Here is an 11,610-nt window from a genome sequence, read left to right on the forward strand (position 1 = left end):
CCGGTCGATCCGGTGGAACGGGTTTCATGGCCGTGGCGAACAGCTAGCCACGCAGGGCGGAGGCGAAGACCGCCGGTAGCTTGGACCACCCCGGCGCGGCCGAAAAATAGGCCAGCAGACGGCCGGTGGTGGCGGCGGTCTTGTTCGTCACGAACCAGGGCGGCTTGGGCGCCAACGTGAATTCACCGCGCGTGATCGACCTCGGCGCGGGTCGGAACGGCCCACGGACGACAGTGCGCTCGGGGGTCTTCGATCAGCAGCGCGTTGTGCACCACGCCGATACCGCTCTGCCCATCGTCGAGGGTGTGGCCGGGGAACGCACCCCAGCTCGCGCGGGCGGTCAGGTAGCCGACTCCGGTCCAGGCGTTGATCGCGACGGTGCCGTAGCGAAGGTCGGCGATCGCCTCATCGAGCGTGGCGCCGAGCTGACGCAACGTCTTCGGGTGGGCGATGATGTTCACGCCCAGAGTGCCGATGAACTGCTCGTTCGAGACCTCGACCGCGACGCGCAGGAACTCCGACCCGGTGCAAGGGCCTGCCGAAAAATTCACCTCTGGTCGGCGAGGAATGGGTCAGCGGCCCGTATCCGGTGATCCACGAAGACTCCGGCAATGCCGCCGAGTTCTACTTCGCCTTGCAGACAACCCGACTCGTCCGACCGCGCCAGGCGGGGTCGGACAAGTCGGGTACCGCTATCCGGCGTTGATGACCTCGGCGGGCGGGTTCTCGGCGTAGAGCTCGTCGATCTGCGCGGTGTACTTCTCGGCGATGACCTTGCGCTTGAGCTTCAAGGTGAGCGTCACCTCGTCACCGCCCGCCTCCCAGAACGTGGGCAGGATGCGGAAACGCTTGATCTGCTCCACCCGCGAGAGCTTGCTGTTGCCCTGCGCCACACCGGCTTCGATCGCGGCCCGCACCGTGGGTTCGACCGCCAGCGCGGCGGCGGAGGCGTCGGGCAGCGCGTGCTCGCGCGCGTAGGGCTCGACGGATTCGGCGTCGAGCACGATCAGCGCGGTGTTGTAGGACCGGCCGTCGCCGAGCACGGCCATCGCGCCGATGAGTGGCGTGGCCGCCTTGATCGCGTTCTCGATGTTGGTGGGGGACATGTTCTTGCCCGCCGCGTTGATGATCATCTCCTTCTTGCGGTCGACGACGCGAAGATAGCCCTGGTCGTCGATGCTGACGATGTCACCGGTGCGCAGCCAGCCGTCGGCATCGATCGCCTCGGCGGTCTGTTCGGGCAGCCCCCGGTAGCCCTTCATCACCAGCGGTCCGCGCACGTGCAGCTCACCGTCGTCGGAGAGCCGTGATTCCATGCCGGGCAACAGCTTTCCGACCGCCCCGAGCTTGGCGTCGCGGGGATGGCTGACACTACAGATGCACGACAGTTCCGACATGCCCCAGATCTCGGCGATCGGGATGCCGAGACCGGCGAAGAAGGCCAGCGTCTGCGGCGGGATCGGGGCGGCGCCGGACATGGCCCACCGCACCCGGTCCAGACCGAGGGCCGCGCGCAGCTTGCTCAGCACCAGTTCGTCGGCCCGCGCCCATTCGGCAGCGAGCTCGGCGGGTACCGGTTCGTCGGCGAGCTGATGAGCGGCGCGGGCCGCGGCGACCGACATCGCCCACGCCATGCCCTGGCGGCGGGTCTCGTCGGGTTCGGCCGCGACCTTGAATTCGATGGCGGCTTTGAGCTTTTCCCACACCCGAGGCACCGCGCCCCAGATCGTCGGATGCAGGTCGGCGAGGGCGGCGGCGATCAGCTTGGGATCGCCGACACTGGTCACCTGGGTGCCGAGCACCTCTTGGACATAGAGCGCGGTCAGCCGGTCGGCGATGTGCGCGGTCGGCATGAACGAGGTGATGGTATCGCCGAATTCGATGCCGAGGATGTCGGCGATGCCGTACACCTGGAACAGCAGGGCGGCATGGGTGGTCTCGACACCCTTGGGCGCGCCGGTGGTGCCCGAGGTGTAGATGAGCGTCGCGACGTCCTCGCCACGGACGGCGCGCCAGGCGGCGTCGAAGTCGAAATCGTCACGGCCCGCCGCGAGCAGATCCTTCACCGACAGGGTTCCCTCGGGCGCCTCGTCGACGCACACGATGTGGTCGACGTCGACCCCGCAGGAGGCGATCAGCTTGGCGTATCGCGGCTCGCAGATCACCACGCGCGCTTCCGCGTTGCCGAGTACGTAGGCGAGCTGTTCGGGAGAGAGAGTGTTGTACACCGAGAACGAGGTGGCGCCCAGATGCTGCGCACCGACTTCCAGGGGATAGAACTCCACCCGGTTGCTCATCATCAGTGCGACGGTGTCGCCGCGACGCACACCGAGACCGGCCAGTCCGGCGGCGACGGCGCGGACCTGGGTCGCGTACTCGGCCCAGGTGAGGGTCTTGGTGTCGCCGGGGGTACGCAAGGCGATCGCGGTGGGGGCGATCGAGGCGGTGTGCTGGAACGCTGCGGGCAGGGTGTCGAAACGGGAAATGCTCACGAGGCAGGCACTTTCTGGGTCATGGCCGCAGGGGCGGTGTCGAGATGGGCGGCGACGAAGCGAGCCGCCGCACGATAGGCGGTTCTGGACTCGGGGACGACGACGGGGAGTGTCTGGAAGGCATGCATCTGATCCGGCCACACCTGGAGCTCGCAGTGCGCCCCGGTGGACTGCCAGCGCTGCTCGAGTTCGGTCGCGTCGGCGCCGAAGTACTCGGTGTCGCTGGTGTGGATCAAGGTGGGCGGCAACCGCATTCCGTGGATGGGTCTCAGGTCGAACGGCTCGGCGGTGAAGGCGGCGATCGCCTGTCTGGCGATCTGGGTGGACAGCAGACCGTCGCGGTGTTCGTTCTCGTGGCCGATGGCGGTGACCAGACTCAGGTCGGCCATCGGGGAGAACAGCACCAGCGCACCCGGTTCGGGTTGCCCGACGCGGGCATTCTCGATGGCCAGGTGAGCCGCCAGGAAGCCGCCGGCCGAATCACCGGCGACGACGATCCGGTCGGCCGGATAACGCTGCGACAGCCACCCGAAAGCGGCGGCTACATCGGCGGGTGCGGCCGGGAACGGGTGCTCGGGGGCGAGGCGGTAGTCAAGGGTGAACACCGCGAGCTTGGTGGCGGTGGACAACCGGGAGGCGACGCCGCGGTACCCGAGGACCGAACCGGCGACGAACCCGCCGCCGTGGATGTAGAGCACGACCGCGTCGGTACGGTCGGCGCGCGGCCCACGCACCCACTCACCGCGGATCCCGTCCTCGTCCACGGGCTCGGTGATCGTGGCGCGCAACGGCGGCGCCCCCGCCCGCATGGCCTGCTCGATGAGCAGTCGCGCCGGCGGCAGCGTGTAGGCGTTCACCGGCGTGAGCGCGGCCAACTGTCCCACGGTGAACGCCGACATCTGCCGAAGCGTGCGAGCCCGCAGCGACCCGCGTTCGGCACTCACCGGCGTTGCTCGATCGCCCGGATCAGCGCGTGCACCGTGGAGTCGGCGGCGAGCCGGTGATCGAGCACGACGTTGATCGCTCCGCGCAGCAACGCGTAGGGCTCCCACCCGCTCGGCGCGATGGTGCGCGGAGCGCGGCGGGCGATGCCGTCGGCGATCGTGCGGGCCGCATGCTGTGCGGTGATCCGCACATTGAGCGGCCACGGCAGCATCCCGTCGAGCTCTTTGCCCAGGTCGTCGGTGTCGAGCATGTCGTGGGTCATCGCGGTGTCGACGATGCCGAAGTACGCGACGCCGGCGCTGGCCCCGCTCGCGGCCAGTTCCACGCGCAGCGCCCGCCCCAGCTGCTCGACCGCGGCCTTGCTCACCATGTACGGCGAGCCACCCATCCCCGGTGCGAACGCCGCGCACGACGACACCACCACGACGTGCCCGCGCGCGGACACGATGTGGTCCAGGGCCGGGTGCACGGTGTTGAACACGCCGGTGAGGTTGATCCCGATCACGCGGTCGAAGTCCGCCGGGTCCATCGTGCGCACGGTGGCGGGCACGGGCGTCACGCCCGCGTTGGCGACCACCACGTCGAGGGTGCCGAATCGGCGCACCACCTCGTCGACCGCCGCTGTCATCTGCGCCCGGTCGGCGACATCGGCGCCGATGCCGTGGGCGTCCAACCCCAACTCGTCGGCGGCCCGGCGGGCCGCGTCCGCGTCGATATCGACCACCACGACTCGCGCGCCACGGTGGGACAGGATCGCCGCCAGCTCACGGCCGATGCCCTGGGCCGCCCCGGTGATCAGGACGACCTTGCCCGCGATGTCGTAGGAGCGTGTAAACCAGGAGGCCGGCGCGAGATCGGGCAGGCTCATCATGCCGACACCTCATAGGACTCGATGTCGAATCGTCGGGTGCGGCGGCGGTATTCGAAGCTCCAGTTCGGGTACAGCCCGGCGTTGCCGCCCTCGGCGGTGGTGTAGTAACTCTCGCAGCCGCCGGTGAGCCACACGGTCTCGGCGCTGCGCCTGCCCATCTCCTCGACGAAGTCGCGCTGGACCTGTGGCCGCACCTCGATGCGGGTTTCGCCGCGGGCGCGCAGCGTGCTCAGCGCGTCGACGATGTAGGCGATCTGCGACTCGATCATGAACACCGCCGACTGGTTGCCCGCCGCACCGAACGGGCCGAGGGTGCAGAAGAAGTTCGGGAACCCGGCCACCGCGGCACCGAGATAGGTCTGGGGCCGCTGCCGGAAGAGCTCGGCGATCGAGCGGCCGTCGTGGCCGACGATGCGATCGAACACGCTCGGCGTCGAGGTGAATCCGGTGCCGTAGATGATGGTGTCCACGGGGATCTCGACCCCGGCGCGGGTCACGATGGAGCGTGCGCGCACCTCGGCGATGCCGTCGGTGACGACGTCGACGTTGTCCTTGTCGAGGGCGGGGAGATAGGCGTCGGAGAAGATGGCTCGCTTGCAGCCGATCATGTAGTCCGGCGTCACCTTCGCACGCAGCTTCGGGTCGCGGATCTGGCGGCGCAGCTGGATCCGGCCCAGCAGTTCGAAGGGATGACGGAAACGGTTGTCGACGAAGCCGACCAGCCCGAAACCCTCGATCAGTGAATACCAGGTGCCACGAACAGCCTTCTGCGCCAGTGGGATCTGGCGTAGCAACCGACGCTCGAGTCCGATCGTCGGGCGGTCCATCCGTGGCACGATCCACGGCGCCGACCGCTGGAACACCGTCAGCGCGGCGACCTTCGGCTGGATCTCCGGTACGAACTGGACCGCGGAGGCGCCGGTGCCGATCACCGCGACGCGCTTGCCGGTCAGATCGTGGTCGTGGTCCCAGTGCAGGGAATGGAAGGCCGTGCCTTCGAAGGTCTCGAGACCGGGCAGCGACGGGTACTTCGCCTCGGCGAAAATGCCTGCGGCGGAAAGAAAATAGTCCGCGGTGAGCTCGCCGCGCGAGGTCTCGATGCGCCACAGCGACTGCGCGTCGTCCCAGCGCGCGTCCAGGAGTTCGGTGCCGAGCCGCACGTGCCGGATCACGTCGTTGGACTCGGCGACAGTGCGCAGGTAGTCGAGGATCTCGGGCTGCTTGCCGTAGGTGCGCGACCATTCCGGGTTGGGCGCGAAGGAGTAGCTGTAGAGCTGGGAGGGGACGTCGCAGGCGCAGCCGGGGTAGGTGTTGGCCTGCCAGGTGCCGCCGAGGTCGTCGGCGCGTTCGAGCACGACGATGTCGTCGAAGCCGGCTTCGCGGAGTTTGATCGTCAGCCCGATCCCGCCGAATCCGGCGCCGAGCACGACGATGTGCGTGTGTTCTGCGGGCATGGGTCAGCCGATCCTTCCGTGCAGCACCGACACCAGGCGATCGACGACGGTGTCGATCCGGGCGCTGCGGGTGAATGTCGTGAGCGCCAGCGGCGAGGGGAATCGTTGCCGCGTAGTCGCTTTGGCGTAGGTGAACTCGCGCAGACCGTCGGGTCCGTGCACCCGGCCGAAGCCGGAGGCGCCGACCCCGCCCAGCGGGAGCGCCGGGATGGTGGCGTGCGCGACGAACGCGTTGATCGAGGTGGCGCCCGCGTCGATCCGGTCGGCGATGGCGTCGCCGTCGCGGCGGGCGAAGACGGTGGCGCCGAGGCCGTACTCCGAGTCGTTGACCCGCTCGATCGCCTCGTCCATGGACGCGACCCGGGTGACGACCAGCGTCGGGCCGAAGGTCTCCTCGGTGACCGCCGCGGCGTCGTGCGGCACATCGACCAGGATGGTCGGCTGCACGAACTGGCCCTCGATGGCGTCGAGCCCGCCCAGCAGCGCCCGCCCGCCGCGCGCGAGGGCGTCCTCGATGTGCCGGTGGATCACGGCCAGCTGCTTGGGCATGGTGATCGGACCGATCTTCGCCGTGGCCGGCCCGGCCCGTAGGCCGCGGGCCCGATCGAGCAGTTCGGTGAGGAACGTGTCGTAGACGTCGGTGTGGACGTACACCCGCTCCACTCCGAGACAGGTCTGCCCGGCATTGGCCATGCCACCCCACAGCGCGGCGTCGGCGGCGGCTTCGAGGTCGGCGTCGGCGTCGACGACGAGTGCGTCCTTGCCGCCGCATTCCATGAGCACCGGCGTGAGCCGCTGCGCGCAGGCGGCCATCACGCGCTTGCCCGTCTCGGTGGAACCGGTGAACCCGATCTTGCCGACCCGGCTGCGGCACAGCGCCGCCCCGGTCTCGCCGCCGCCAGTGATCACTTGCAGCACCGGCTGTTCGGGGACGACGCGGGCGAACGCCTCGGCGAGCCAGACGCCGACTCCCGGGGTGTACTCGCTGGGTTTGAACACCACCGCATTGCCCGCGGCCAGGGCGAACGAGATCGAGCCGAGCGGGGTGAACACCGGGTAGTTCCACGGGCCGATCACCCCGACCACACCGAAGGGGCGGTACTCGACCCGGCAGGCCTGGTTGACGGTCAACAGGCTGGGCGCGACCGATCGCGGGCCGAGCACGTCTTTCGCGTTGTGCGCGGCCCATTTCAGGTGTTCGAGCGCCATCACGATCTCGAGCGCGGCGTCGGAGTGGGGTTTGCCCATCTCCTGGCTCATGACGCGAGCGAGTTCGTCACGGCCGCGGGTGATCTCGGCGCGCCAGCGATCGAGGCGACGCGCGCGTTCGTCGAAACCCGCGGTGCGCCACCAGGTCGCGGCACCGTGGGCCCGTTCGACGGCGGCCTCGACGGCGCTCTCGTCGTGGCTGGGATAGGAACCGACCAGGGCGCCGGTCGCGGGGCTGTGGACGTCGAAGCTGAGTGAGGTGGTCACGGGAGGCGTGCCTTTCGCGGTCAGAGGTCCAGCGTGAGTGCGCCACCGGCGGAACGGGACACGCAGGTGAGGAGGTGGTCGGCGCGCTCGCCCGGGGGGAGCAGTCGGTCGCGATGATCGATCGAGCCCGCGAGGACCTTGGTCTTGCAGCTGCCGCAGAACCCCTGTCGGCAGGAGTAGACGACGTCGGGGCGCACCCGGCGGATCGCGTCGAGCGCGGTTTCGGTGCTCTCGACGCGCACGGTCCGCCCGCTGCGCGCGAGGGTGATGTCGAATTCTTTGCCGTCGGTCACCGGCCGCGCCGAGAACAGTTCGGTGTGGAGCGAGGCGGTGGGATTCAGCGCGAACAGGCTGCGCTGGGCGGCGTCGAGCACCGGGGGAGGACCGCACACGTAGACCGCCGCGCCGGGGGCGGCGGTGGCCAGCAGCGCCGGCAGATCGGGTGTGCCGAACTCGTCGTCGGGGCGCACCTGGGCGCCTGCCGGGAGCTCGGCCAGGAACGGCATGGTCTCGCGCGAACGGCCCAGATAGACCAGTCGCCCTCGGGAACCGGCCGCCCGAGCCATGGGCAGGATCGGGGTGATCCCGATGCCCGCGGCGACGAACAGATACGACGGCGCGGTCTCGACGAAGGTGAAGGCGTTGCGCGGACCGCGGATGCGCAACATGTCACCGGCGCGCAGGGTGTGCATCTCCTGAGATCCGCCGCCGCCGTTGTCTATGCGGCGCACCGCGATCCGGTAGCGATGCCGGTCGCGCGGATCACCGCACAGGGAATACTGGCGCTGGCGACCCGAGGCGAGGAAGACATCGATGTGGCACCCCGGCCGCCACGACGGCAGGTACCCGCCTTCGGCGCCCGCCAGGGTCAGACTCACCACGTCGGCGGCCTCGGCGTGCACCGCTTCCACCCGGACGTCGAGATCGAAGCCGTTGTGCCGCACCGGATGCGGTGGCGACAGCGCGGGCTGGGTGAAAACCTTCTTGTAGATGTCGACGGCGGCACCGATGGCCCGCAGACTCGGCGTCGCGACACCCGAGGGAGGGTTCACGCGCGAGCCGCCGGCGAATGCGCCAGATACCGCAGGGCGTTGTCCATCGAACCCAGCTGGGAGGGATGGAAACTCGGCCGCAGGTAGCGCGGCATCTCGGTGACGAAGGTCGTGAAACTCGGAATCACCCCGCGCACGGTGGCGCTGACGAACTGCCTGGCCCACGAGCGGCCCTTGTCCTCGCTCGGATCGTGGCGATACAGGTACGCGGTCGAGATGACGAACAGCGGCAGCAGGGTGCCGCTGGCGAGCAACCCGGTGCGCAGCCGCCGGGCGTAGCCGCCGTCGACGTGCATGTAGGCGTCGAACACCACGCTGCGGTGCTCGACCTCCTCGGCGCCGTGCCAGCGCACCAGGTCGAGCATGGTCGGGTCCATCCCGAGCTCGGCCAGCACGTCCGATTCCAGCAGCCATTCACCGATGACGGCGGTGAAATGTTCCATCCCGGCGAACAGGCCGAGGCGTTCTTTGAGCCATTCCTCCTTGGCGCGCCCGGTGAGCCCCTGATCGCCCAGGACCCGGTCGACCAGCCAGGCGATCTTGGTGACATAGGACTCGACATCGAGGCCGATCGACTGCAGATGCCGTCGTGCGCCTTCATGGCTGCTGGCGTGCATCGATTCCTGGCCGATGAACCCGGTGACCTCCTCCCGCAGCCGCTCGTCCTGGATATAGGGCAGGGCTTCGGCCAGGCAGGTGGCCATCGCCCGTTCGCCCTCGGGGAGTACGAGATGCATCACGTTGGTGACATGTGTCGCGAGTACTTCGCCCGGGATGTAGTGCAGGGGCACCGACGAGAAGTCGAAGTGCACATCCCGCGCGTGAATTGCGTGCGCTTGTTCCTGATAGGAGCGCGCCGTTGCACCGTTATCAGCCATAACGGAACCGTACAGTGCAACAAATAGTATCGCAATGTTGCAGAAGGATTTGATCTGCGGTTGTGATCGGGACCCGCCGCGCCTGATACCGTCGAAGCGTGCTCTCCACCGCCGCGACCTCGGGAAATTCGCCCACCGCCGACTCTGTTGAAGAACGAATTCTCGATGCCGCCCTCGTGCAGTTCGAGCGGGTGGGCGTGCGCAAGACGACGATCGAGGACATCGCCAAAGCCGCCGACGTCGACCGCGCCACCGTCTACCGGCGGATCGGTTCGCGCGACGACGTGGTGCGCGCGGCCTTCGAACGGGAGGTGCGCCGGCTGCTCGTAGACCTGGGTGAGATCCCGGCGCGCCACGACACCTTCGACGACATCGTCGTCGACGTGTTCACCACCGTGATCACGCGTTGGCGAGCGCACCCGCTGGTCGAGCGGCTTCTTACGCTGGAGGCCGACCGCCTGCTGCCCCAGCTCACGGTCGACGGGGCGTCGTTCTTCCTGCTCTCGGTCGCGGCGTCCACCGAGATCCTCCGAAAGGTGCTCGAGGACAGCCGATTCCCCGGCATTCCGGATCTGAGTGCTCGGGTCGAAGTGGTCTGCCGGGTGGTGCACTCGCTGATCCTGCAGCCGGTGGGCACCATCGACACCGGCTCGGAGCAGGCATTGGCGGCATTCGCCCGCACGTACGTGGTCCCGATTCTGGTGGCCGGGTCCTAGGCGCGGGGAAGCGTGCGATCGGGTTCTCGTTGACCCGGTAGGCGTCCATGTAGCTGGGTTCCTAGTCTGCGCTAGTTTGTTGACAGTCTGTCAATAGTGGTCGGTCCGGCATTGACAAACACCGGGCCGGACTGCGAAGGTACCAATTACTTGGACATCCAACTATTGGAAACCCTCCAACTGCGCACACCGCGCGACCGACATCAACGGAGTAGGACTGGCATGGTTCGCGAACTCACGCACTTCATCGGCGGCAAGCACGTCACCGGCACTTCCGGCGCCTTCGGCGACGTCTTCGATCCGAACCTCGGGCAGGTACAGGCCAGGGTTCCGCTGGCGAATGCGGCCGAGGTGAGCGCGGTGATCGACAACGCGGCCGCGGCTCAGCCGGTGTGGGCGGCGTTCAACCCGCAGAAGCGGGCCAGGGTGCTGATGAAGTTCGTGAACCTGGTCAACGACGAGATGGACAGCCTGGCCGCGCTGCTGTCCTCCGAGCACGGCAAGACCATCGCCGATGCCAAGGGCGACATCCAGCGCGGCCTCGAGGTCATCGAGTTCGCCATCGGCATTCCGCATCTGCTCAAGGGTGAGTACAGCGACAGCGCGGGCACCGGTATCGACGTGTACTCGATGCGTCAGCCGCTGGGTGTGGTCGCCGGTATCACGCCGTTCAACTTCCCGGCGATGATCCCGCTGTGGAAGGCTGGTCCGGCGCTGGCCTGCGGTAACGCCTTCGTGCTCAAGCCGTCGGAGCGTGATCCGTCGGTGCCGCTGCGACTGGCCGAGCTGTTCCTCGAGGCCGGTCTGCCGCCGGGTGTGTTCAACGTGGTCAACGGTGGCAAGGAAGCCGTCGACACGATCTTGGGCGACAAGCGGATCAAGGCGGTCGGTTTCGTCGGATCGACCCCGATCGCCCAGTACATCTACGAGACCGCGACCGCCAACGGCAAGCGGGCGCAGTGTTTCGGTGGGGCCAAGAACCACGCTGTCGTGATGCCCGATGCCGACCTCGACGATGTCGCCGATCAGCTGATCGGTGCGGCGTACGGGTCCGCGGGTGAGCGTTGTATGGCGCTGTCGGTGGCGGTGCCGGTGGGGCAGGAGACCGCTGACCGGCTGGTCGCCAAGCTGACCGAGCGGGTGCACAAGCTCAATGTCGGCCGCTCCGACGACGCGGGCGCGGACTTCGGGCCGCTGGTCGGGCTCGACGGGGTGAACCGGGTCAACGACTACGTCCAGATCGGTGTCGACGAGGGTGCCGACCTGGTGGTCGACGGCCGCGGCCTGAGCGTCGAGGGTGCCGAGAACGGCTTCTTCGTCGGCGCGAGCCTGTTCGACAACGTCACTGCCGACATGCGGATCTACAAAGAAGAGATCTTCGGACCGGTGCTCACCGTGGTGCGCGCGGGCGACTACGAAGAAGCGCTGAAGCTGGTCGACGAGCACGAATACGGCAACGGTGTCGCGATCTTCACCCGCGACGGTGACACAGCTCGGGATTTCTCGTCTCGGGTGCAGGTCGGCATGGTCGGTGTGAATGTGCCGATTCCGGTGCCGATCGCCTACTTCACCTTCGGTGGCTGGAAGGGCTCGGGCTTCGGCGATCTCAACCAGCATGGCCCGGATTCGATCCGGTTCTACACCAAGACCAAGACGGTGACCCAGCGTTGGCCTGCCGGGCTCAAGGAGTCCAACGCGTTCGTCATCCCGACGATGGACTGAGGCG

General features: G+C 68.2%; 9 protein-coding genes and 1 pseudogene. 2 read left to right on the plus strand and 8 right to left on the minus strand.

The window, feature by feature from the left end:
* Positions 1–43 precede the first annotated feature (43 nt).
* The 8 genes and pseudogenes from ACFULV_RS21370 to ACFULV_RS21405 form a co-directional block, all read right to left on the minus strand.
* Positions 44–524 (minus strand): annotated as a pseudogene (locus tag ACFULV_RS21370) (aldehyde dehydrogenase); the annotation flags it as partial.
* A gap of 168 nt (positions 525–692) precedes the next feature.
* Positions 693–2,492: a fatty acid--CoA ligase FadD11 gene (gene fadD11 / locus ACFULV_RS21375; RefSeq protein ID WP_378659213.1), complete on the minus strand. Its 1,800-nt coding sequence runs from the start codon at positions 2,490–2,492 to the stop codon at positions 693–695.
* Positions 2,489–3,391, minus strand: a complete 903-nt coding sequence (locus ACFULV_RS21380; protein WP_378659215.1) for an alpha/beta hydrolase — start codon at positions 3,389–3,391, stop codon at positions 2,489–2,491. The genes fadD11 and ACFULV_RS21380 overlap by 4 nt, the downstream gene beginning before the upstream one ends.
* 41 nt (positions 3,392–3,432) lie before the next feature.
* Entirely contained in the window at positions 3,433–4,305 is an 873-nt protein-coding gene (locus ACFULV_RS21385; protein ID WP_378659401.1) for a short-chain dehydrogenase/reductase, read from the minus strand.
* Entirely contained in the window at positions 4,305–5,762 is a 1,458-nt protein-coding gene (locus ACFULV_RS21390; RefSeq protein WP_378659218.1) for a flavin-containing monooxygenase, read from the minus strand. The genes ACFULV_RS21385 and ACFULV_RS21390 overlap by 1 nt, the downstream gene beginning before the upstream one ends.
* 3 nt (positions 5,763–5,765) lie before the next feature.
* On the minus strand, positions 5,766–7,262 hold the full coding sequence (locus ACFULV_RS21395; protein ID WP_378659404.1) for an aldehyde dehydrogenase family protein: 1,497 nt from the start codon (positions 7,260–7,262) through the stop codon (positions 5,766–5,768).
* Entirely contained in the window at positions 7,259–8,290 is a 1,032-nt protein-coding gene (locus ACFULV_RS21400; protein WP_378659221.1) for a PDR/VanB family oxidoreductase, read from the minus strand. The genes ACFULV_RS21395 and ACFULV_RS21400 overlap by 4 nt, the downstream gene beginning before the upstream one ends.
* Entirely contained in the window at positions 8,287–9,168 is an 882-nt protein-coding gene (locus ACFULV_RS21405; RefSeq protein ID WP_378659224.1) for a metal-dependent hydrolase, read from the minus strand. Before ACFULV_RS21405 ends, ACFULV_RS21400 begins: the two co-directional genes overlap by 4 nt.
* Before the next feature lie 98 nt (positions 9,169–9,266).
* On the opposite strand from ACFULV_RS21405, the gene ACFULV_RS21410 reads away from it, so the two are divergent.
* Positions 9,267–9,884, plus strand: a complete 618-nt coding sequence (locus tag ACFULV_RS21410) for a TetR/AcrR family transcriptional regulator (protein WP_378659227.1) — start codon at positions 9,267–9,269, stop codon at positions 9,882–9,884.
* 222 nt (positions 9,885–10,106) lie between these two features.
* On the plus strand, positions 10,107–11,606 hold the full coding sequence (locus ACFULV_RS21415) for a CoA-acylating methylmalonate-semialdehyde dehydrogenase (RefSeq protein WP_378659230.1): 1,500 nt from the start codon (positions 10,107–10,109) through the stop codon (positions 11,604–11,606).
* The last annotated feature ends 4 nt before the right edge of the window (positions 11,607–11,610 follow it).

Source organism: Nocardia sp. NPDC057272 (assembly GCF_042668615.1).
In the GTDB taxonomy this organism is placed as follows: domain Bacteria; phylum Actinomycetota; class Actinomycetes; order Mycobacteriales; family Mycobacteriaceae; genus Nocardia.

Bases quoted from the DNA above. Each gene is read 5' to 3' on its own strand.
- ACFULV_RS21380 (WP_378659215.1), bottom strand. From the start codon at position 3,391: ATGTCGGCGTTCACCGTGGGACAGTTGGCCGCGCTCACGCCGGTGAAC.
- ACFULV_RS21385 (WP_378659401.1), bottom strand. From the start codon at position 4,305: ATGAGCCTGCCCGATCTCGCGCCGGCCTCCTGGTTTACACGCTCCTAC.
- ACFULV_RS21390 (WP_378659218.1), bottom strand. From the start codon at position 5,762: ATGCCCGCAGAACACACGCACATCGTCGTGCTCGGCGCCGGATTCGGC.
- ACFULV_RS21405 (WP_378659224.1), bottom strand. From the start codon at position 9,168: ATGGCTGATAACGGTGCAACGGCGCGCTCCTATCAGGAACAAGCGCAC.
- ACFULV_RS21415 (WP_378659230.1), top strand. From the start codon at position 10,107: ATGGTTCGCGAACTCACGCACTTCATCGGCGGCAAGCACGTCACCGGC.